Annotated in this window: 24 protein-coding genes; 22 read left to right on the top strand and 2 right to left on the bottom strand. The window is 53.2% G+C overall.

What is annotated here, in order from left to right; translation table 11 throughout:
• Window position 1: 1 nt before the first annotated feature.
• The 12 genes from rplO to rplQ all read left to right on the top strand — a co-directional run bounded on the left by rplO (window position 2) and on the right by rplQ (window position 7,220).
• Entirely contained in the window at window positions 2-445 is a 444-nt protein-coding gene (gene rplO / locus HDT28_08445) for a 50S ribosomal protein L15 (protein MBD5132596.1), read from the top strand.
• Window positions 445-1,761, top strand: coding sequence for a preprotein translocase subunit SecY (gene secY, locus HDT28_08440; protein MBD5132595.1), 1,317 nt, complete (start codon window positions 445-447; stop codon window positions 1,759-1,761). The genes rplO and secY overlap by 1 nt, the downstream gene beginning before the upstream one ends.
• Before the next feature lie 215 nt (window positions 1,762-1,976).
• A complete protein-coding gene (locus HDT28_08435; GenBank protein MBD5132594.1) occupies window positions 1,977-2,594 on the top strand; it encodes an adenylate kinase in 618 nt (205 codons plus the stop codon).
• Complete coding sequence (gene map, locus HDT28_08430) at window positions 2,591-3,331, top strand: type I methionyl aminopeptidase (protein ID MBD5132593.1); 741 nt, start codon at window positions 2,591-2,593, stop codon at window positions 3,329-3,331. Before HDT28_08435 ends, map begins: the two co-directional genes overlap by 4 nt.
• Window positions 3,332-3,370: 39 nt before the next feature.
• Window positions 3,371-3,625 carry a KOW domain-containing protein gene (locus HDT28_08425; GenBank protein MBD5132592.1) on the top strand — a complete coding sequence of 85 codons (255 nt, stop codon included), beginning with the start codon at window positions 3,371-3,373 and terminating at the stop codon, window positions 3,623-3,625.
• A complete protein-coding gene (infA, locus tag HDT28_08420) occupies window positions 3,612-3,833 on the top strand; it encodes a translation initiation factor IF-1 (GenBank protein ID MBD5132591.1) in 222 nt (73 codons plus the stop codon). The genes HDT28_08425 and infA overlap by 14 nt, the downstream gene beginning before the upstream one ends.
• A gap of 44 nt (window positions 3,834-3,877) precedes the next feature.
• Window positions 3,878-3,994 (top strand): 50S ribosomal protein L36, encoded by a 117-nt coding sequence (gene rpmJ / locus HDT28_08415; protein ID MBD5132590.1) that lies wholly within the window; start codon window positions 3,878-3,880, stop codon window positions 3,992-3,994.
• Between the two features lie 317 nt (window positions 3,995-4,311).
• Window positions 4,312-4,689 carry a 30S ribosomal protein S13 gene (rpsM, locus tag HDT28_08410; GenBank protein MBD5132589.1) on the top strand — a complete coding sequence of 126 codons (378 nt, stop codon included), beginning with the start codon at window positions 4,312-4,314 and terminating at the stop codon, window positions 4,687-4,689.
• Between the two features lie 3 nt (window positions 4,690-4,692).
• Complete coding sequence (gene rpsK, locus HDT28_08405; GenBank protein MBD5132588.1) at window positions 4,693-5,082, top strand: 30S ribosomal protein S11; 390 nt, start codon at window positions 4,693-4,695, stop codon at window positions 5,080-5,082.
• Between the two features lie 15 nt (window positions 5,083-5,097).
• Window positions 5,098-5,718: a 30S ribosomal protein S4 gene (gene rpsD, locus HDT28_08400; GenBank protein MBD5132587.1), complete on the top strand. Its 621-nt coding sequence runs from the start codon at window positions 5,098-5,100 to the stop codon at window positions 5,716-5,718.
• Window positions 5,719-5,735: 17 nt separating this feature from the next.
• The gene (locus HDT28_08395; protein ID MBD5132586.1) at window positions 5,736-6,689 is read left to right on the top strand and encodes a DNA-directed RNA polymerase subunit alpha; all 954 of its coding nucleotides are present in this window, start codon (window positions 5,736-5,738) and stop codon (window positions 6,687-6,689) included.
• An 18-nt stretch (window positions 6,690-6,707) separates the two neighbouring features.
• The gene (rplQ, locus tag HDT28_08390) at window positions 6,708-7,220 is read left to right on the top strand and encodes a 50S ribosomal protein L17 (protein ID MBD5132585.1); all 513 of its coding nucleotides are present in this window, start codon (window positions 6,708-6,710) and stop codon (window positions 7,218-7,220) included.
• Between the two features lie 292 nt (window positions 7,221-7,512).
• Here the strand turns inward: rplQ and HDT28_08385 are convergent, their stop codons facing one another.
• Window positions 7,513-7,728: a helix-turn-helix transcriptional regulator gene (locus tag HDT28_08385; GenBank protein MBD5132584.1), complete on the bottom strand. Its 216-nt coding sequence runs from the start codon at window positions 7,726-7,728 to the stop codon at window positions 7,513-7,515.
• A gap of 114 nt (window positions 7,729-7,842) precedes the next feature.
• On the opposite strand from HDT28_08385, the gene HDT28_08380 reads away from it, so the two are divergent.
• A complete protein-coding gene (locus tag HDT28_08380) occupies window positions 7,843-8,115 on the top strand; it encodes a hypothetical protein (GenBank protein ID MBD5132583.1) in 273 nt (90 codons plus the stop codon).
• A gap of 293 nt (window positions 8,116-8,408) precedes the next feature.
• On the opposite strand, the gene HDT28_08375 is transcribed toward HDT28_08380, so the two are convergent.
• On the bottom strand, window positions 8,409-9,770 hold the full coding sequence (locus tag HDT28_08375) for an aminopeptidase (protein ID MBD5132582.1): 1,362 nt from the start codon (window positions 9,768-9,770) through the stop codon (window positions 8,409-8,411).
• Between the two features lie 162 nt (window positions 9,771-9,932).
• On the opposite strand from HDT28_08375, the gene HDT28_08370 reads away from it, so the two are divergent.
• The 9 genes from HDT28_08370 (at window position 9,933) to HDT28_08330 (ending at window position 20,720) form a co-directional block, all read left to right on the top strand.
• Window positions 9,933-10,907, top strand: coding sequence for a choloylglycine hydrolase family protein (locus tag HDT28_08370; protein ID MBD5132581.1), 975 nt, complete (start codon window positions 9,933-9,935; stop codon window positions 10,905-10,907).
• Between the two features lie 136 nt (window positions 10,908-11,043).
• On the top strand, window positions 11,044-11,316 hold the full coding sequence (locus HDT28_08365) for an ACT domain-containing protein (protein MBD5132580.1): 273 nt from the start codon (window positions 11,044-11,046) through the stop codon (window positions 11,314-11,316).
• Window positions 11,317-11,539: 223 nt separating this feature from the next.
• Window positions 11,540-12,892: a PFL family protein gene (locus tag HDT28_08360; protein MBD5132579.1), complete on the top strand. Its 1,353-nt coding sequence runs from the start codon at window positions 11,540-11,542 to the stop codon at window positions 12,890-12,892.
• A gap of 18 nt (window positions 12,893-12,910) precedes the next feature.
• Entirely contained in the window at window positions 12,911-14,686 is a 1,776-nt protein-coding gene (gene pepF / locus HDT28_08355) for an oligoendopeptidase F (protein ID MBD5132578.1), read from the top strand.
• The gene (locus HDT28_08350; protein ID MBD5132577.1) at window positions 14,677-15,534 is read left to right on the top strand and encodes a hypothetical protein; all 858 of its coding nucleotides are present in this window, start codon (window positions 14,677-14,679) and stop codon (window positions 15,532-15,534) included. The genes pepF and HDT28_08350 overlap by 10 nt, the downstream gene beginning before the upstream one ends.
• 11 nt (window positions 15,535-15,545) lie before the next feature.
• Window positions 15,546-17,147, top strand: a complete 1,602-nt coding sequence (gene dnaB / locus HDT28_08345) for a replicative DNA helicase (protein ID MBD5132576.1) — start codon at window positions 15,546-15,548, stop codon at window positions 17,145-17,147.
• 587 nt (window positions 17,148-17,734) lie between these two features.
• Entirely contained in the window at window positions 17,735-18,274 is a 540-nt protein-coding gene (hpt, locus tag HDT28_08340; GenBank protein MBD5132575.1) for a hypoxanthine phosphoribosyltransferase, read from the top strand.
• 61 nt (window positions 18,275-18,335) lie between these two features.
• Complete coding sequence (locus HDT28_08335) at window positions 18,336-19,958, top strand: NCS2 family permease (protein MBD5132574.1); 1,623 nt, start codon at window positions 18,336-18,338, stop codon at window positions 19,956-19,958.
• Between the two features lie 225 nt (window positions 19,959-20,183).
• Complete coding sequence (locus HDT28_08330) at window positions 20,184-20,720, top strand: hypothetical protein (protein MBD5132573.1); 537 nt, start codon at window positions 20,184-20,186, stop codon at window positions 20,718-20,720.
• Window positions 20,721-20,805 lie beyond the last annotated feature (85 nt).

Below are 20,805 nucleotides of genomic sequence, written 5' to 3'. Positions count from 1 at the left end.
TATGAAAATGCACGCACTTATGCCGGCTGACGGCTCGCGTACCAAAGCCAAGAGACTTGGCAGAGGTATTGGTTCGGGACTCGGTAAAACTTCCGGTAAAGGTCATAAAGGTCAATGGGCGCGCAGCGGTGGCGGCGTTCGTCCCGGGTTCGAGGGCGGACAGATCACGCTTATGCGTCGTTTGCCTAAGCGCGGCTTTAACAACAAGTTCCAAAAGGAATTTTCGGTTATCAACGTTGACAAGCTCAACGAGTTTGACGACGGCACGGTCGTCGATCTTAAACTTTTGGTCGAAACGGGTATCGTTAAAAAGGTCGAAGCGTACGGGCTTAAAGTGCTCGGCGACGGCGAGCTGACCAAAAAGCTTACGGTCAAAGCGGCGAAGTTTACCGCGTCCGCAAAAGAGAAGATCGAAAAAGCGGGCGGCACTGTTGAGGTCATCTAATGTTTGAAACGCTAAAAAACGCTTTCAAAAACAAAGAGGTGCGCATCAAGATCTTGATCACGCTTGCGCTGCTCTTTGTATACCGCTTGGGTTGCTGGATACCTGTTCCGGGTATTGACCCGACTGTGGATTCGGGCACTGCTACGGAAGGGCTTTTGGGACTGCTTAACGGTATCACGGGTAACGCGCTTGCTAACGGCGCGTTGTTCGCTATCGGTATAACGCCGTATATCAATGCGTCAATTATTTTGCAGCTCTTGTCGGTTGCTATCCCGCGGCTTCAAGAATACCAGAAGCAGGGCGACGAGGGCAGGAAAAAGATCACGCAGATCACGCGCTATATCACTATCGCGCTCGCGCTTGCGCAGGCGATAGGCGTTACGGTATCGTACGCGCGCGGCGGTATGCTGTCGAACACCGTGTTCGGTCCTATGACCCAGACCTGGCTCATCGCTATATTCGTTGTTGTACTTCTCGTTATGGGCTCTATGCTCACCATGTGGTTGGGCGAGCGCATCACCGATTACGGTATCGGCAACGGTATAAGCCTTTTGATCTTCGTCGGTATCATCGCTTCGGCGGGACGCTCGATCATCGCACAATTCACGGTTGCGTTTACCGGCTCGGCAGAAGAAGCGGCGTACGCGGCATGGGATCTTGTCGGTTTTGCCGTCATGGTTATCGCAGTGTTCATGCTCATCGTGTTCGTGGACAGCGCGGAGCGCAGAGTGCCCGTTCAGTACGCCAAGCAGATAAAAGGCAGAAAGCAGTACGGCGGACAGAGCACGTTCATTCCCATCAAGCTCAACGCGAGCGGCGTTATGCCGATCATCTTCGCGACGGCGCTCATTACTTTCCCGCAAATGATAGCGCAGCTCGTTGCACCCGAAAGCAGTTTCTATGCCTGGTGGTCGACGTGGCTGGGCGCGGGCAGTAAGTACCCCATCTATTATATCCTCGTCGCATTGCTCATTCTGTTCTTCTCGTATTTCTACGCACAGATCGAGTTCAATCCCGAGGACATCTCGCGCAATATCCAACAGTACGGCGGCTTTATCAACGGTATTCGCCCGGGCAAACCCACTACCGAGTACCTCGCTAGAATAAGCAAACGCCTCACACTGTTCGGCGCGTTCTTCCTTATGTTTATCGCACTCGTGCCGTCGGTCATATTCGCGGCAGTGCTCGATAACCCGACGCTTGTCAATGCGTTCTCCGCAACGGGTATGCTGATCGTCGTTTCGGTCGCGCTCGAATTCGATAAGCAGCTGCAAAGTCAGTTGATGATGAAGCAGTACAAAGGCTTCTTGAAATAAATTTTGCGTATTCATCGTCGGATACGGGCTACGTTCGCCTCGGCGCCTTGGTCATGTACGCGAAGTACACTCCCGTCGGCGCCTCACCGACTGTTGCCCGTCTGCGACGCGACTACGCAAAATTTGACTAAGCAACAACACACTTATTCATTTTCCAACGTAAAGTTTTCTTGGTTACTTCTTTTTCAAAAGAAGTAACGAAAAAAAGGAGACACATGAATCTCATAATCATGGGTGCGCCGGGCAGCGGCAAAGGCACGCAAGCGGCGCTCATCTGCAAAACGCACAATATACCGCACATCTCGACGGGCGACCTATTACGCAAGAACATAGCGGACGGGACGGAGCTCGGCAAGCAGGCGAAAGCGTACATGGACGCAGGCAAGCTTGTTCCCGACGAGCTGGTGCTCGCACTGTTAAAGAACAGGATCGAGCAGGCCGACTGCAAAAAAGGCTTTCTTCTCGACGGTTTCCCGCGCACCAAGGCACAGGCGGACGCGCTCAGCGAGATAGTCAGTATCGACGTCGCGCTCAACCTCGTCACCGACCTTAACAAGCTCGCCGACCGCATGGCAAGCCGCAGGGTCTGCCTCAAATGCGGATATACGACGAGCGCGCAGGACGCGCCCGACGGGATCTGCAAGGCGTGCGGCGACAAGCTCGTTATCCGCGACGACGACAAGCGCGAAGTCGTGGAGAACAGGCTCAAAGTCTACAACGAGAACACCGCACCGCTCGTCGATTACTATCAGGCGAAAGGTCTGTTAAAGAACATCGACGGAATGCAGGCGATAGACGAAGTAAACAAATCTATCGAGGCGGCGCTTAAATGATAGTCAAGTCCGAAAAAGAGCGCGACGGAATGCGCGCGGCGAGCCGCGTAGTAAAAGCGGCGCTCGAAGCGGCGGGCAAGTTCATTAAACCGGGCGTAACGACGCTCGAAATCGACGCGGTTGTGGAAGAAGTCATACGGTCTTTCGGCGCAACGCCGTCGAGCAAGGGGTTTGAGGGATATCCCAACGCCTCGTGCATATCGGTAAACGACGTGGTCGTCCACGGCATACCGTCGCTTGCGACGGTCAAGGACGGCGACATAGTGTCTGTCGACATTACCGCACTTTTGAACGGATACCAGGGCGACGCGGCGCGGACCTTCGCGGTCGGCAACGTCAAAGCGGACGACTTAGCGCTCATCGACGCAGCCGAGAAAGCGTTCTTCGTCGGACTCGAATACGCGAAAGCGGGCAACCGCGTAGGCGATATATCGAGCGCCGTCCAGCTCTACACCGAGCTTCACGGCTACGGCGTGGTACGTGCGCTGACCGGTCATGGTATCGGGCACGAAATGCACGAGCCGCCGGAAGTCCCCAACTTCGGCAAGCGCGGCACGGGCGCACCGCTTAGGAACGGCTTGTGTATATGTATCGAGCCGATGATAACCCGCGGCGACTGGCGCGTGTACGTCGAGCGCGATAAGTGGACGGTCCGCACTAAGGACAAGAGCAACGCCGCGCACTACGAGAACACGGTTATAGTAACCGACGGCGAGCCCGAGATCTTAACACTGTAACCGTTCGACACACTACACTAAACAAGGATTGTGCAACTCATGCAAATCGGCGATATAGTGATCAGCCTGAAAGGTCACGACGCGGGCAAACCGTTCGTAGTGGTGGCACAGGCGGGCGACGAGTTCGTGCTGATAGCGGACGGCAAGAGCCGCGGCATGGAAAAGCCCAAGCTCAAACGAAAACGGCATTTACGGGTAGTCGCGGAGAGCGGCATAAAAAACCCGACAAACGCAACGCTTAAAAAGCGAATAAAACAATACGTATCGGATAGGAGGTTGTATGCCGAGAAGTGACAATATCGAAACCGAAGGCACCGTCGAGGAATGCTTGCCGGGAACTAAGTTCAAGGTAAAGCTCGATAACGGTGCAATCGTGCTCTGCACCATCGCGGGTAAAATGCGCGTCAACTACATCAAGGTGTTGTTGGGTGACAGAGTCAAAGTGGCGATATCGCCGTATGATATAACGAAAGGCATAATAACGTTCAGAAGCAAGAACTAAGCTTCACCCGAAACAAGTAACAATCTTTCACAGGAGTAAAAATCATGAAAGTAAGATCTTCCGTAAAACCCATGTGCGATAAATGCAAGGTCATTCGCCGTCACGGCAAAGTTATGGTCATTTGCAGCAAGAACCCGAGCCATAAACAGCGTCAAGGTTAATTCTTTGAGCGCGTGTATGCGTCGTTATGCGGCGTCAGCCGTCGCGCCGCCCTCGGTCATGTACTTCGGTGTACACTCCCGTCGGTCGGCGCTCGGACTTCCTTGCCTAACTCGCATCTCCGCACTCAAAGATACGCACTTATTAATATTGCACAGTCATAGAGGTAACAATTAAATTAGACATTCCCTGACCCCTATGCCCTGTGCCCTGTTCCCTAATTTGCTAAACACCGCTTAATCACGGGCGCGACATTCCACACGCTTCGTGACGGAGCGAGCAAATATAAATCTTTTCAAAACTTTCAAGGAGACAAAAAGTGGCAAGAATTGCAGGTATTGATTTGCCCAAGGACAAGCGTATCGAGATCGGCTTGACGTACATCTACGGTATCGGCCGTCCCACGGCGAACAAAATTCTCGAAGCGACGGGTATCAGCCCCGACATTCGCGTTAAGGACTTGACCGGTGATCAGGAAAACGCGCTCCGTACTTATATCGACAAGAATATCAAGACGGAAGGCGATCTTCACCGCGAAGTCGAGCTCAACATCAAGCGGCTTAAAGATATAGGCTGCTACCGCGGCGTAAGGCATCGTAAGAACCTTCCCGTTCGCGGTCAAAACACCAAGCAGAACGCGCGCACCCGCAAGGGACCGAAGCGCACCGTTTCGCGCAGCAAGAAGAAGGAGCGCTAAGCCATGGCAGTTAAGAAGACGACGACCAAAAAGAAGGTCACTAAGAATATCGATAAAGGTTGCGTTCATATCCACGCGTCGTTCAATAACACGATCGTTACCGTTACGGACGAGCAGGGCAATGCGATAGCCGCTTGCTCGGCGGGCGCGCTTAAATTTCGCGGCTCGCGTAAGTCCACGCCGTACGCGGCGCAGATGGCGGCTGAGGAAGCCGCGCGTAGAGCAATGGAGCACGGCTTGCGTTCGGTCAAGGTGTTCGTTAAAGGCCCCGGTCCCGGCAGAGAGAGCGCCATCCGCGCTATGGAAGTCGTAGGGCTTGCCGTCACCGAGATCAACGACGTGTCGCCCATTCCTCACAACGGGTGCCGTCCCCCCAAACGCCGCAGAGTTTAAGGAGAAGCATAGATTATGGCAAGAAATATTTGTGCAGATTGCAGGCAGTGCCGCAGGGAAGGTCAGAAGCTTTTCTTAAAGGGCGAGCGCTGTGTATCCAAGAAATGCGCTATGGAGCGCAGACCCGTTCCGCCCGGCGTGCACGCGCTTACGCGGAAAAAGAACAGTGAGTATAACACGCAGTTGCGCGAGAAGCAAAAGGTCAAGCGCGCTTACGGCGTACTCGAAAAACAGTTCCGCGAGTATTACGAAAAAGCGGTCGCCAAGAAAGGCGTTACCGGCGAGAATATGCTCGCCATGCTCGAAAAGCGTTTGGATAACGTTGTTTTCCGTATGGGAATCGGCGCTTCGCGCAAGATGGCGCGCCAGATCGTCAACCACGGGCATATCCTTGTCAACGGCAAGCGCGTAGACATTCCGTCGTACCAGATCAAGCTCGGCGACGAGATATCCATTCGTGAGACCAGCCGCGACAATGCGTTGTTCAAAGAACTGCGCGGAGCGAAGATCGTCATGCCCAAGTGGGTCACGTTCGATACCGAGAACTTCGTCGGTAAGATCGTTGACAATCCCAAGCGCGACGATATCGACCTCAACATTAACGAGCAGCTCATAGTCGAGTTGTATTCCAAGTAATAAGGAGTATCTAAGCCATGATGGAAATCGAAATGCCGAGAATAACGATGGAAGAAACCGAGGGCTACCGTACCGGCAAGTTCGTCGTAGAGCCGCTTGACCGCGGCTACGGCCACACGCTCGGTAACGCGCTTAGGCGAGTATTGTTATCCAATCTTCCCGGCGCGGCGGTCATCGGTATCATGATCGAAGGCGTCGACCACGAGTTCTCGACCGTCAAAGGCGTTAAAGAGGACGTGGCGGAGATCATTCTCAATCTTAAATCGCTCAACCTCAAAGCGAACTATCAGGATAAAACGCTCGTAAAAGAGCTGCATATCCAAAAAACAGCGGCAGGTCCCGTCACCGCCGCGGATATCGACGTCGATCCCGAGATCGAAGTGCTCAATCCCGATCTGTATTTGTGCACGCTCGACGAGGGCGCCAAGCTCGATATGACGCTTTACGTCGGTAAGGGCAGGGGCTACGTCGTAGCCGATGAGCTTAAAGACCCGTCTCGCCCGATCGGCTATATCCCGATCGACGCCATATTCACGCCCGTCAAGTTCGCGTCGTACTCGGTCGAGCCCACGCGCGTAGGGCAGTCGATGGACTTCGACAAGCTCACTATAAACGTCAAGACCGACGGCAGTCTGTCCGCTAAGGACGTGCTCTCGCTTGCCGCCAAGGCGCTCGAAGACCACGTGAAACTGTTCGTAGCGCTGTCTGATACCATTTCGGGCATGGACATTTTGGTGTCGCGCTCGGAAGACCGTCAGGCAAAAGTGCTCGAAATGAACATCGAGGAAATGGATTTGTCCGTGCGCAGCTATAACTGCTTGAAACGCGCGGGTATCCATACCGTCGCCGACCTCACCCGCAAGACCGAGGAGGATATGCTTAAAGTCCGCAACCTCGGCAGAAAATCGCTCGACGAGGTTATCGCCAAGCTCCGCGGGTTTGGGCTTGATCTTAGGGCTTCGGAAGACTAATATAGGAGAAACGTAACAATTATGGAACAGAGAAAACTTTCCCTCCCCACCGACAGACGCAACGCGCTTTTGCGCAATCAGGTAACCGCACTGTTGTGGAACGAGAAGATTACTACGACCTACGCGCGTGCCAAAGAGGTCTCGCGCCTTGCGGATAAAATCATTCAGCTCGCTGTCGATACCGTGCTTGACGTCAAGAAAGAAGTCAAGACTTCGGTCGATAAGAAGGGCAAGAAGATCGAGGTCGAGACCATTCTCGACGGCGAAAAGCGGCTCGCCGCGCGTCGTAAGATCATGGCTATGGTCTACGATCCGCCCGAAACGCAGAAGCCCGGCGAGACCAAAGCGGCGTTCCGTGAGCGCACTAAGGACGTTCAGCACCCGCTGATCGAGAAGATCTTCAACGTGTACGCTATCCGCTATTCGCAGCGGAATATCGATACCAACAGCAGCGGCGGCTATACCCGCGTGCTTAAACTCGGCGCGCGCCGCGGCGACGCTGCCGAAGAAGCGCTTATCGAGTTAGTGTAATTTTTCCCTACTTCTTTGAAAAGAAGTAGGCAAGAAACTTTTACGTTTAATGCTAAGTAAAGAAAGCAACGTCTATCGTTATGATCGGCGTTGCTTTTTTGTTTCGTGTCTTCTTTCTTGTGAACAAGGAAGAAGCAAAGAAAACTTTAAGCGAATATGAATAAAGCCGTATCAAGCTTTTACTCTTGATACGGCTTTTTGTTTGATTGAAAAATGTGAAAAAGTCTGACGAACTCCCCCTTCCCCAAATGGGGAAGGGGGACCGCTTGCGGTGGATGAGGGCATTCTTAATTTATCCGTTATTATGCTTATCTCTACCGATAAGCTCATCAAGCGTTATGCCGTAGTAATCGGCTAATATAACACAAAAATCTATATTTGGCAAAACCTTGCCGTTTTCCCAGCGGCTGAGATTGGAATTGCTTATTCCCGTATCCGCTTCGACTTGCATTAGCGTTTTATTTCGCCGTTTTCGTTGGTATTTGAGTTCTTCACCGTAATTTTTCATAATATTTACCTATATGCATTTTACAACAAATATGTAGATTTTTCTTGACTTCTACAAAATTGTAGATTATAATATAATTATACATTTTTGTAGAAATTTTGATTTGGAGAAAACATGGAGAACGAACATAACCCCTGTTATAGATGCAAAAATCTTGAAAGGTTTTATACGAGGGGAGTAAAGCAGTTTAATAAAACAAAGGTCGGTTGGTGCTGTAAAAAGGTTGCAGTTGTTAATATTCATGACAGCTGTGAAAAGTACGAGCCGCGGAAACCTTGTAAAAGAATAAGCAGGGCGATCAAGTTTTGTTTGAATGACTTGCTAACGGATATATCGGCGATACGCGAAATAATAGAGGACGAGCGGCGTGAAAACGAAGAAGTGTAAAGACTGTAATTTTTGTAAGTGTGTTTACCGAAAAGCGGGGTATACGTTTTGGCGGAGGTATACGCATTATTGTACCTACCACGATAAATTGGTTAAGCTTGACGACTGTTGCGAGCATTTTAAAAGCAGAAAAACCGAAGTCGATTTGTCGCCACCTCGGTTTGATAGAGTAGAGGAAGATATAAAAAAGATTTGCGAATATTTAGCAGATACTAATTTGTAGAGTTTAACTATAACAAAAAAAGCGGTTGTATCGTTTTTAGGTACAGCCGCTTTTGAATTGCTACTTTTAATTATTTAATGAACGCCGCGAACGCCTTGTGCGCCGAGTAGATATCGGCTTTGCTTACGAGCTCGTTGGGGGCGTGCATACTGAGTACGGGAACGCCCATATCGACGGTGTCGATATTGTTTTTGGCGATATACTTAGCTACCGTGCCGCCACCGCCGAGATCGACTCTGCCGAGCTCACCGGTCTGCCATACAACGCCCGCTTTTTCGAACACGGTGCGAAGGTAGCCGATATATTCCGCCGAAGCGTCGTTCGAGCCGGACTTGCCGCGCGCGCCCGTGAACTTGTTCATCGTTACGCCGTGGCTGACGTGTCCTACGTTATTGTCCTCGAACGCGTTCTGGAAGGTGGGATCGTAGCCCGCGGTAACGTCCGCCGAAAGGCACATAGATTTGGAACGGAGCAATGCCGCGTTCACTCCGTAGCTTTTGGCGATCTCGTTGAGTAGGTCGTCGATAAGCACGCATTGCATACCCGTGTTGCCCTCGGAGCCGATTTCTTCCTTGTCGGCGAGTATAGTAAGTACCGTTTGGTCGGTTTCGGTTTCGAGCGTTGCGGTAATTTCGGGGTAGGCGCAAACGCTGTCGTCGTGACCGTAAGCGCCGATATACGCGCGATCGAGCCCGACGTCCTTCGCTTTGGCGGCGGGAACGGCTTCGAGCTCGGCGCTCAAAAAGTCTTCCTCGACAATGCCGTATTTCTCGTTGAGAATATTAAGCACGCCTTTCTTTATGGCGTTCTCGGTTTCGCCGCTTGCGGGAATACCGCCGACGATAAGATTAAGGTTTTCGGCTTGGAACGCTTCGCTCACCGACTTCTCGTCGTTCTTGTGCGAGAGGTGGGGAAGCAGGTCGGTGATATAGAACACGGGATCGGTGTCGTTCTCGCCGATAGCGATTTCGACCTTCTTGCCGTTTTTGAGCATGACCACGCCGTGGAGTGCGAGCGGGATCGTCAGCCAGTGATATTTCTTAATGCCGCCGTAGTAGTGCGTTTTAAGGTATGCGATATCCGCTTTCTCGAACAGCGGGACTTGTTTAAGGTCGAGCCTGGGGCTGTCGATATGCGCGACGAGTATGCGCACGCCGTTCTTGGCGATATCCGCTTTGCCAGCGCGGAGCAGGAACAGCGCCTTGCCGCGGTTGTTGTAATAGAGCTTGTCGCCCTTATTGATCTTGTCGCCAAGCGTGTACGGTTTGTAGCCGTTCTTTTCCGCCATGGCGATAGTGGTCGAAACCGCTTCGCGCTCGGTCTTGGCTGCGTCGAGATAAGCTTTATAGCCTTCGCAGTAGTCGAAAATGCGTTTAAGCTCGGCTTTGTCGCAGTCGGCGTAAATGTTCTTGCGTTTGTACGTGATATCCATATTTATTTACCTCTTGCCGTATATTATATTACTTTTTTCGCCAAAAAGCAATCAAATTAGCGGTTGCGAACTATTATAGGTGAAAATTTTTGACATAAACGACTTGCGGAAGCGGTGCGCTTCACATATAATATATGTGATATAAAATGAAAGGGGTATTATATGTGCACTGCCGCTAAGTATATTTCGGGTGATTTCTATTTCGGGCGCACGCTCGACAACGATTGCGGGTACGGCGAGGAAGTCGTTATCACGCCGCGCCGCCGCAGGCTCGACTTCACGACGGGCGAAACGCTGTCTGCGCACTATGCGTTTTTGGGCATTGCGACTGTCGCGGATAACTTTCCGCTGTACTACGACGCGTTCAACGAGAAAGGGCTCGCGATAGCGGGGCTTAACTTCGTCGGCAACGCCGTTTATCACGAAGCCTGTCCCGATAAGATCAACGTTGCGCAGTACGAGTTCGTGCCGTGGTTACTCGCTAAGTTTGCTTCGGTTGCCGAGGTGCGGCGCGCGCTCAAAAAGGTGAACATCACGCCCGTGCCGTTTTCCGACGTTTTCCCGTGCGCCGAGCTGCATTGGATGATCGCCGACAAGAGCGACTGCATAGTCGTGGAGAGCACGGCGAGCGGGCTCAACGTTTACGACAATCCCGTGGGCGTGCTCACAAATAACCCGCCCTTCCCCGAACAGCTATTCGCGCTGAACAACTACATGGCGCTGTCGCCGCGACCGCCTAAGAACAATTTTTGCGATAAGCTCAAACTCAATACTTACAGCCGCGGCATGGGCGCAATGGGCTTGCCGGGCGATCTTTCTAGCCAGTCGCGGTTCGTGCGCGCGGCGTTCACTTGTCTTAACTCGCCCGCGTGCGGCGATTGCAATGCGAGCCTTAGTCAGTTCTTCCATATCCTCGGCTCGGTCGAGCAAACGCTCGGCAGCTGTCTTATGGACAACGGTCATTACGAAACGACGATCTACACCTCGTGCTGTAACGTGGATAAGGGCGTGTTCTACTACACCAGCTACGACAACCGCCGCATTTCCGCTGTCGATATGAACAAGGTCAATCTCGAAGGCACTTCGCTGTTCAGGTACCCGATAGTCCACGGGGAGCAGGTGCTTTGGCAGAATTAGGAATTAGAAATTAGTAGTTAGGAATTAAAGAGGATAAATTTAATTAAAACACCCCGTAGGGGTCAATCATTACTAATTCCTAATTCACAATTTCTAATTATTCCTTGCCTTTATTCGCTCGGTATGATATAATCTTATCATGAAAGCAGTAGTATCGGTAGTAGGAAAAGACCGCACGGGCATTACCGCGGCGGTGGCGACGGCGCTTGCCGAGCGCGATATTAATATTGAAGATATTTCGCAGACGATTATGCAGCATAACTTCGTCATGATCATGGTCGTCGAAACGGGCGCGTCCGCCGTCGCGTTGGACAAGCTCGGCGAGGACCTGCAAAAAGCGGTCGAACACCTCGGCGTCGTCGTGCACGTGCAGAACGATGAGCTTTTCAATGCCATGCACAGAATTTGACCGCGTATGCATCGGCGGATACGAACTACGTTCGGCGCGCCGCCTCGGTCATGTAGGTGGGTCTACACTCCCTTCGTCGCGGCCACAGGCTGAATTGTTGCAATCTTCTCACAATAAATAAGTGAGAACGCAAGCAAAGCGTCGCGCAGCATTTGGCTGCTTGTCCGTCTGCGCCGCGCCTACGCAGTCAAAGCTTGACTCATAAACTTTTCTCTGAAAAACTATGTTTACCGAAAACGAAATTTTAGAAACCATAGATATGCTGGATAATCGGCATTTGGACGTTAGAACGGTCACGGCGTCGCTTTCGCTGTTGGACTGTATCGACGCGAACGCCGATAAGTGTGCTAAAAAGGTATACGACAAGATCGTGTGCACTTGTAGATCTCTCGTGCCCGTTTGCGACAGCCTTGCCGCGCGGTACGGCGTTAAGATAGTGAACAAGCGCATTGCCGTAACGCCCATATCGATAATCGGCGCGGCGTGCGGCGAATACGTGGCTTTGGCGCGTGCGCTCGACCGCGCGGGCAAAGCGCTCGGCGTGGACTTTGTCGGCGGGTACTCGGCGCTCGTGCAAAAGGGCGCGACAAAAGCGGAGAACGCGTTTTTGGACAGCATAGCCGAAGCGTTGTCCGTCACCGATATAGTTTGCTCGTCGGTAGCCGTCGCGTCGAGCAAGTCGGGTATCAACCTCGACGCGGTGAAAAAGCTCGGCGAGATAATCAAGGACTTGGCGTACCGCACGCGCGATATCAATTCGTTCGGTTGCGGCAAGCTGGTGGTGTTCTGCAACGCCGTTGACGACAACCCGTTCATGGCGGGCGCGTTCACGGGACTGACCGAGGGCGAATGCTCTATCAACGTCGGTGTGTCGGGCCCCGGCGTTGTCGAGTACGAGATAGAAAAGCATCCCGATTACGACATAACCGAGCTGTGCGAGCTCATCAAGCGCACGGCGTTCAAGATAACGCGGCTGGGCGCGCTCATAGGCAGCGAAGCCGCAAAAGCGCTCGGGCTCAAACAGGGCATAGTCGATCTGTCGCTCGCGCCCACGCCCGCAGTGGGCGATTCGGTCGCGCGCATACTCGAACGCATAGGACTTTCTACGGTCGGCGCGTGCGGCACGACTGCGTGCTTGGCGCTACTCAACGACGCGGTCAAGAAGGGCGGCGTGATGGCGGCGAGCCGAGTAGGCGGGCTAAGCGGCGCGTTCATTCCCGTATCCGAGGACGCGGGCATGATCGAGGCGGCACGTAGCGGCGCGCTCACGCTCGAAAAGCTCGAAGCGATGACCGCGGTGTGCTCGGTCGGGCTGGACATGATCGCCGTACCAGGCGACACGACGGCGGCGCAGATCTCGGCGATGATAGCCGACGAATGCGCTATCGGCATGATAAACAACAAGACCACCGCCGTGCGCGTAATACCCGTTTACGGTAAGACGGTGGGCGACGAAGTTGACTTCGGCGGGCTGTTCGGCACCGCGCCTATTATGAAGGTCAATGCGGGTGATCCGCAAAAGTTCATAGACCGCGGCGGCGTTATTCCACCGCCCATACACGCAAATAAGAATTAGTAATAAAAAGAGGTTTATATGAAACGCAACGAAATCCAAAACAAATATAAGTGGGATCTGTCCGCAATGGTCGACAGTGCGGACAAGTTCGAAAAGCTGTTCGCCGAGATAGAGAACTCGCTCTCCGTTATCGAGGGATACAAGGGCAAGCTCGGGAACAAAGCCGACGCGCTTGCGTGCTTAAAGCTGGAAGCGGAAATTGGCGACAAGCTCGAACTCATCTACGTGTACTCGCATATGTACAAGGACGAGGACGCGACCAATAACGAGGCGGTCGCGCTCGCTGCGCGTACCGATATGCTCGCCGGCAAAACCGCCGCGGCTACGTCGTTCATAGTCAGCGAACTCAGCGCGCTCGACAAGTCAGTGCTCGATGGGTATATCAAGGACGCAGCGTTCGCCGAGTTCGATTTCAGCCTTAAAGAGATCGTGCGGCAGAACGAGCATATCCTATCCGATAAGGAAGAAAAGCTTTTAGCGCTCGCCGCCGAAGCGCTCGACACTCCGTACCGCGTGGCGCACATGATGTTCGACGTGGATATGAAGTTCGCGCCCGTCAAGCGCGGCAAAAAGAAGATCGAGCTAACCAACGGCAGCTACGGCGAGCTTTTGGCAGACCCCGACAGGGAAGTGCGCAAGCAGGCGTTCGATAACCTTTACGACGGCTATATCGCTAATATTAACACTATCGCCGCCAACTACGCGGGCAACGTCAAGGCGGATAACTTCGTAGCCCGCGCGCGCGGGTTCAACGATTGTCTCGAACAATCGCTGTTCGGCGACAACGTGCCGACGAGCGTTTACGAAAATCTTATTGCGGCGGTCAACAAAAACTTCGCGCCGCTGCATAGGTATATCGCGCTGCGCAAGAAGCTTTTGGGCGTGGACGAACAGCATATGTACGATCTGTACACGCCTATCGTAAGTAACGCCGAAATGAAGCTTAGCTACGAGCAGGCGTGCGAGATCGTTAAGGCCGCGCTCGCGCCCATGGGCGACGAGTACGTCGGGCTTTTGAACAAAGCGATGACCGAGGGCTGGATAGATGTTATGCAATGCGACGGCAAGCGCGGCGGCGCGTACAGCTGGTCGGCGTACTGCGCGCACCCGTACGTGCTCCTCAACTACGCGCCGACGACCGAGGACATATTTACGCTCGCGCACGAGCTCGGGCACTGCCTGCACTCCTACTATTCGCAGAAGAATCAGCCGTACTCCAAATGGAACTACCAGATATTCGTCGCCGAGGTCGCGTCGATCAGTAACGAGACCCTGCTCGACGACTACCTCATGAAAAACGTTAAGGACGACAATATCAAGAAGTATTTGTTGAGCCTACGGCTTAACCGCTTCCGCACGACGTTGTTCCGTCAGGCAATGTTCGCCGAGTTCGAGTACAAAGCGCACAAGATGGATCTGGAAGGCAAGCCGCTCACCGTCGACGCGCTCTGCGAAACGTATCTCGATCTTAACAAAAAGTATTACGGCAAGGACGTTGTATCCGACGACCGTATCGCTTACGAGTGGGCGCGTATCCCGCACTTCTACAAGGCGTTCTACGTTTACAAATACTCGACGGGCATGACGGCGGCGACGAGCGTCGCGCACAACGTGCTTGCTCGTCCCGAATACGTGGATATCTACAAAACCAAGTTCTTGTCTGCGGGCGGACACAAATCGCCTTACGAGATCCTGTGTGACGCCGAAGTCGATCTTGCGACCGAAAAGCCGTACGACGACGCGTTCGCGTTCTTCAACTCCGCGCTCGACGAGCTGGAAAAGCTTTGCAAATAACGGCGCTGAAAAAACGGCTGCTTCGCGTTTTCGCGCTCGCCGTCATAATATGCTGCGGCGTGATGTTTACCGGTTGCGGCGCGCGCCTTACGGTGTACGATTACAACTCGGGCGGGTCGCGGTACAACGAGTACGAGCTGACTATCGATACGGCGACCGTCGAGCTTTTGGAGCAAACGGCGGCGGTCGATAGTAACGGCGAAAAGTACACCGTCGAAAGCTACTTTAACGCGTTGTTCGCTTCGTATGGGTACGAGCTGAAAAGCGCGACGAGGACTTCGAGCGAGTACACGGTCAGCTACGTCAAGCGCGTATCGAGCGCGTCCGAGCTAGACCTTATCGGCGCGAAACAGATTTTCGATACGACCTACGTCGGCACTCCGTTTATCCGCACGTACACGGCGTCCGCGCCCAATCCGTTCAACGGCGTCCGCGAGCAGTACGATAACGTCGATCCGTACAGGTCGACGAGCGTGCTCGAACGCATTAAGAACGGCGCGATCGCGCGCGACGAGTACGGCGAGTGGACGAGCACCTTCCCGTCCATATACGAAGCGTTCCCCGCGATAAACGCGCTCAACCCCGACGGGCTCATGCTCACGTACGCGCGAACGGGCTCGGCGCGAATGGAGAGCTCGGGCGATAAGAGCGAGATAGGCGGCGGCGCAAAGTACGAGTTTACGCGCTACTTCGACAGGGCGGAAACAACGGTCGATTTCAAGTACGACAGACCCGTGCCGTACGGCTGGTATCTCGCGGCAATCGCTATCGGCGCGGCAGTGCTCGCGGTAATGCGCGTCGCGCTCAACGAGAAAGAAAAGAAAAAACCGAGACTATTGGATAAGTAAAAGGAGACTGTATGCCTACGAAAGACGAACGTGAACAGTTCGCAAAAAAACATCCCAACTTAGTCACGCGCGAAACGCCCAACAGCTACGAGGCGGAAACCGCGCTATTGGGCGGTATGCTTATCGACGGGCAGACCGCGTCTAAGTTCATGCCCGAGCTTCGCGCCGACGATTTCTACACGCCCGCGCATAAGCTTATTTACGAAGCGATCGCCGAGCTGTTCACCGGCGCGAAGGCTATCGACCTTGTAACGGTTGTCGGCGTGCTCGAAAAGAGCGGCACGCTTGAAATGAGCGGCGGCGTGGAGTATCTCACTAAGCTTATCGCTTCGGTGCCGTCGACGGCGAACTCAGAATACTATTTCGACATAGTCAAAAAGTATACGCGCCTGCGCGCCATAATCGATATCGCCAAACGCATGGCGGACGAAGCGTATTCGCTCGATCCCGACGACACGGCATTGAGCCGTGCCGAAGCCGCGCTCTACGGCTTGGCGGAAACTAACCGCAGAGGCAAGCCCGAAAACCTTAACGGGTACGTGGACGAGGTGCTTAAAGACCTGCGCGAGCGCGCGACCGAAACCACGGTGTACCGCGGCGTGCCTACGGGGTTTGCCAAGCTCGATACAGTGCTAGGCGGCGGCTTCCAAAAGAGCGACCTTATAATACTCGCGGCGCGTCCCGGTCAGGGTAAAACGAGCTTTGCAATGAACTGCGCGGTCAACGCCGCGCGTCGCAGGAGACCCGACACGAACAAGCCGTACGTGGTAGCCGTGTTCTCGCTCGAAATGAGCGCCGTCCAGCTCGCCAAGCGTATACTGTGCTCGGTGGGCGAGTACGATATGTCGCGTGCAAACCGCGCCGTCGTAAGCGAGACCGAGTGGGACAGGCTGTACGCCGCCAAGAACGAGCTGTTAAACACTCAGCTGTACGTAGACGAGTCGGGCAATATCACGCCCGCCGAGATCCTAAGCAAGTGCCGTGCGCTCAAACATTCGGTCGGGCTCGACTTCATAATGATAGACTACCTGCAACTCATGCAGAGCGGCAAAAAGCTCGATAACTTCGTTCGCGAGGTCGCGGAGATCACGCGCGCCATCAAGCTTTCGGCAAAAGAACTGGACGTTCCCATTCTTCTGTTGTCGCAAATGTCGCGTAGCATCGAACAGCGCAAGGGCAACGACAAGGAAAGCCGTTTGTCGGACCTTCGTGACTCTGGCGCGATCGAGCAGGACGCGGATATAGTCCTGTTCATAGACAGAAAGGATACGCCGGGCGAAGGCGATAAAACTTCCAGACCCGAGGTCAGCGAGGTGTACCTCAACGTAGCTAAGCACCGCAACGGCGAAACGGGCAATATCAAGCTTTTGTGGCACCCGTCCACTACCACATTCTCAGATCCCGACATGGCGAGCCGCCCCGACGGTCCGCCGCCGTCGTACTCGGGTAGGTCGGTCGGGTTCGAGGAGTCCGCGCCCCCGCCTGACGATTACGAGCCCGCGCTCGATCCGCTCGCCGCGGTCATAGATAACGGCACGCCCATTGACGAAGGTCAGGGCGATAGTAGCGGCGCACCCGCCGACGCGGTAGACAGCGGACTGCTCGATGAGTAAAAACATATAGTATAATGAAAGCGGCAGGGCTTAGCTCAGCCGCTTTTATAATTGACGGTTTGCTTATTTAATCAATACTGCCCGTAATGCCCCCACCACCGCAAGCGGTCCACACCCCATGCCTCTCCCAAAGGGGGAGGTTATAAAGGCGTGTTTAGCTTAATCACTTGTGATCATACCCTCCCCACTGGGGGAGGGGTAGGGGAGGGGTATAACGGGAAAGTCGGTAGTTGCGATTAAAAAATTTAATAACGCCGCGTCAAATAATTGCTATATTTGTCGAAATGTGATAAAATTGATTACGGGTGTTCAATCTCAGGCGAAACACCCCAAGCGGGCTCTTTTGCGCTCTATCGGCGTTAAACTCGCTTGACGTAGCACCGAGGCTACGACTGCGCTCGTTTGCCTTGATATAGCTGCAAAATAGTCTCGCTTGGGGCGCAAGGCGTTTTTACGAGCAAAAATCACAAGGATAGACGTGCGAAACGGAGCGCGTCGTACTCTCTGCGGTACGGCAAGCGACGCTTCGCGCGTATAGACCGAAATTTTGCCGTAAAAATGTTTCTTTTGAGGTTGAACACCCGTACATGAATAAGGATCTTGAAAGTATCGTTCTTACCGAAGAACAAATAGCGCAGAAAGTTAAGGAAGCGGCGGCGTGGCTCGATAAAAAATTCGAGGGCACTAACCCGCTTGCTATAAGCGTACTCAAAGGCAGCGTAATGTTTTTTTGCGACCTCGTTCGCGCAATGCAGACGCCTGTCCAAATCGACTTCATGACAGTATCTTCATACGGCTCGGGCTCTAAGAGTACGGGCGTACCCAAAATCGTCATGGACCTTGCCGCATCGGTCGAGGGCCGTGAAGTTTTACTTGTGGAGGATATTGTCGACTCGGGCAACACCCTGGTGCGTATGCGCGACCTAATTATGGGCAGGGGCGCAAAGTCGTTCACCGTCGTGTCGCTGTTCGATAAGCCCAGCCGCAGGGTAGTGGACGTAAAAGCCGACTATTCGTGCTTTACTATCGGCGACGAGTTTATAGTAGGCTACGGACTCGACTACGCGCAGCAGTACAGAACTCTCCCGTACGTGGGAATTTTGAAAAGAGAAATATACGAAAAGTAATTCTCAATCTCATTCGTAACCGACCGAAATATCGGTTAAATATAATTTTAGGAGACGTCTAATGGAAACAGAAGACAAGCAACCCGTTACCGAGGAAGCGGAAACGCCCGAAGTAACGCAAGACGCAGCTGCGCCCGAAGAAACGGTCAAGACCGAATCAGACGGAACGGCTGTCGCACAAACGCCGTACAAAGGCTTTGCCGCTAAGCTCGATAAGTTTTTCGGCATCAGCGGTAAGGGCTCGACCTTCCGCAGGGAGATCGTCGGCGGTCTCGTTACGTTCATGGCAATGGTCTACATCCTCATTGTCAACTCCAATATGTTCTCGAACGACGTAGGCGGGGCGCTTGGAGTCAGCTTCGGCGCGATCTATATCGCAACGGCTATCTCGGCAGTCGTCGGCACACTGTTAATGGCGTTACTTGCCAGATTGCCTATGGCGCAAGCCAGTGGCATGGGGCTTAACGCATTCTTCGTTTTCACCATTTGCTTAACGCTCGGACTTTCTTACGCTAACGCGTTGATACTCGTTCTTATCGACGGTATCGTGTTCATACTTCTCACCGTCACCGGACTTCGCAGGGTAATATTCAACGCCATACCCAAGGTAGTGCGTATTGCCGTTCCCGCAGGTATCGGTCTGTTCATTGCGTTCGTCGGACTTCAAAACGTGGGACTTGTTGTTAAGGACGGTTCGACGGGTGTTGCGCTCGCTTCGTTCAACCTTCTTCCCGAAAGCCTGGGCGGCTCGGCAACCTACGGTTCGGTCATGCCCCTTATTGTCACTATCCTCGGTCTTATCGCAGTCGCGGTCATGGCTAAGAAGGGCGTTAAAGGCGCGGTGCTGTGGGCTATCCTCGGCGGCGCGACGCTTTACTGGATATTCATGGGCATCGGTTACGCTTACGGCGACGCTAAGTGCATGGGTGTTATCGACGGCTTTACTTTCTCCAATCCTATCGACGCGTTCAAGGCGTTCGGCACGGAATCGGTCGGCAAGGTCTTTACTGAGGGCTTCGATTTCAGCGCATACCTTTCGACGCATAACGGCGGCTCGCTCGCGCTCGTGATCATCACTTCGTCGCTCGCGTTCTGCATGGTCGATATGTTCGATACCATGGGCACGCTGTACGGCGCTTGCGCGCGCGGCAATATGCTCGAAGCGGACGGCGGCATTCCCAACATCAACAAGGCTATGCTTTGCGACGCTATCGCAACCACCGTGGGCGCTGTCTGCGGTACTTCCACCGTCACGACCTTCGTCGAAAGCTCGTCGGGTATCGGTGCGGGCGCGCGTACCGGCTTCGCTTCGCTCATTACTGCGGCTTGCTTCTTTGTGGCTATGTTCCTCAGTCCGATCGCCGAAATGATCCCTTCGTGCGCTACGGCTATCGCGCTTATCTATGTAGGCGTGCTTATGATGAACTGTGTGCGCGAAATCGAGTGGACGGACGTCGGTCAAGCTGTTCCTGCGTTCCTTACCATCGCCATGATGCCGTTCACCTACAATATCTCTTACGGTATTGCGTTCGGTATCATTTCGTGGCTGCTTATCAAAGCGATCTCCATGCTCCTCTGCGTTAGGAACAAGGACGCGCTCATGGAAGAAAAGAAAGAGCCTATCAGCGTTGTAACGATCGTTATCGCGGTGCTGTTCATATTGATGTTCTTCCTTACGCACTAAAAATTCTCGCTATCAATCGGGCGAAATTCGCTCGCTTGACTTTTTATGGAAGCGGCTGTTGTCGGTACGACAGCCGCTTTTGCGTTAGAGCGCGTATATGCTTAGTAAACCGTCGCGCCTAACTCGTATCTTTGCACTCGAATATGCTTGTAATTTTTATAAACTTGTTGACAAAATCAACAACTTGTGGTATTATCTTTTAAGATAATACCATCGGAGGTTAAAATGGGAAAGAAAGGTAACTCTAAAAGTGTGCTCGGCTTCGTTTTCGCCGCGCTCATTCTCGTCGGGCTCGTGCTCGTGATCGTCGGTATGTTCGTCGGTCAGGTCGCGGTGACTACGTCCAGCAAGCTCGCGGGTACTTCTGAAACGAAAATGCTCAATCTGTTCGACGGCGACGTGTGGGGCGTTGAAGAAGTGCTCGGCAAGAAGGTCGGCGTCAGCAACGTTTTCGGTATCATCTCGTTTATCGTTGCGGTTGTCGGTGCGGTCATTCTTGCGATCGATTGCGTGCTTAACGTATTCCTCGGCAAGAACGTAAAGATCATTCGCTTCGTCGGTATTGCCGTCACGTTTGTCGGCGCAGTACTCGTTCTTGTTGCCGGTCTCGTTATGGCTAGCCAGTGCGGCGAATATCTCAGCCTTGATTGGGGCTCTCTTGCGGAAATCAAGTACACGGCGGGCGTCGGCGTATGGCTCGGCTTTATCGGCGGGCTTGTAGCGGCTGTCGCAGGCGGACTTTCTCTCGCTTTCAATAAATAAGCTTTTCTTTGAGAAATAACAAAAAAAGCAGGTTGCATAATTTGCAGCCTGTTTTTTGTTGCCGTTTTTAATTAACGACTCACAA

Source organism: Clostridiales bacterium, from assembly GCA_014799665.1.
Classification (GTDB): Bacteria; Bacillota; Clostridia; order Christensenellales; family Pumilibacteraceae; genus Anaerocaecibacter.
This window is presented reverse-complemented; position numbering and strand designations above follow the sequence as displayed.

Bases quoted from the DNA above. Each gene is read 5' to 3' on its own strand.
- rplO (MBD5132596.1), top strand. From the start codon at position 2: ATGAAAATGCACGCACTTATGCCGGCTGACGGCTCGCGTACCAAAGCC.
- secY (MBD5132595.1), top strand. From the start codon at position 445: ATGTTTGAAACGCTAAAAAACGCTTTCAAAAACAAAGAGGTGCGCATC.
- HDT28_08435 (MBD5132594.1), top strand. From the start codon at position 1,977: ATGAATCTCATAATCATGGGTGCGCCGGGCAGCGGCAAAGGCACGCAA.
- map (MBD5132593.1), top strand. From the start codon at position 2,591: ATGATAGTCAAGTCCGAAAAAGAGCGCGACGGAATGCGCGCGGCGAGC.
- HDT28_08425 (MBD5132592.1), top strand. From the start codon at position 3,371: ATGCAAATCGGCGATATAGTGATCAGCCTGAAAGGTCACGACGCGGGC.
- infA (MBD5132591.1), top strand. From the start codon at position 3,612: ATGCCGAGAAGTGACAATATCGAAACCGAAGGCACCGTCGAGGAATGC.
- rpmJ (MBD5132590.1), top strand. From the start codon at position 3,878: ATGAAAGTAAGATCTTCCGTAAAACCCATGTGCGATAAATGCAAGGTC.
- rpsK (MBD5132588.1), top strand. From the start codon at position 4,693: ATGGCAGTTAAGAAGACGACGACCAAAAAGAAGGTCACTAAGAATATC.
- rpsD (MBD5132587.1), top strand. From the start codon at position 5,098: ATGGCAAGAAATATTTGTGCAGATTGCAGGCAGTGCCGCAGGGAAGGT.
- HDT28_08395 (MBD5132586.1), top strand. From the start codon at position 5,736: ATGATGGAAATCGAAATGCCGAGAATAACGATGGAAGAAACCGAGGGC.
- HDT28_08385 (MBD5132584.1), bottom strand. From the start codon at position 7,728: ATGAAAAATTACGGTGAAGAACTCAAATACCAACGAAAACGGCGAAAT.
- HDT28_08380 (MBD5132583.1), top strand. From the start codon at position 7,843: ATGGAGAACGAACATAACCCCTGTTATAGATGCAAAAATCTTGAAAGG.
- HDT28_08375 (MBD5132582.1), bottom strand. From the start codon at position 9,770: ATGGATATCACGTACAAACGCAAGAACATTTACGCCGACTGCGACAAA.
- HDT28_08370 (MBD5132581.1), top strand. From the start codon at position 9,933: ATGTGCACTGCCGCTAAGTATATTTCGGGTGATTTCTATTTCGGGCGC.
- HDT28_08360 (MBD5132579.1), top strand. From the start codon at position 11,540: ATGTTTACCGAAAACGAAATTTTAGAAACCATAGATATGCTGGATAAT.
- pepF (MBD5132578.1), top strand. From the start codon at position 12,911: ATGAAACGCAACGAAATCCAAAACAAATATAAGTGGGATCTGTCCGCA.
- dnaB (MBD5132576.1), top strand. From the start codon at position 15,546: ATGCCTACGAAAGACGAACGTGAACAGTTCGCAAAAAAACATCCCAAC.
- hpt (MBD5132575.1), top strand. From the start codon at position 17,735: ATGAATAAGGATCTTGAAAGTATCGTTCTTACCGAAGAACAAATAGCG.
- HDT28_08335 (MBD5132574.1), top strand. From the start codon at position 18,336: ATGGAAACAGAAGACAAGCAACCCGTTACCGAGGAAGCGGAAACGCCC.
- HDT28_08330 (MBD5132573.1), top strand. From the start codon at position 20,184: ATGGGAAAGAAAGGTAACTCTAAAAGTGTGCTCGGCTTCGTTTTCGCC.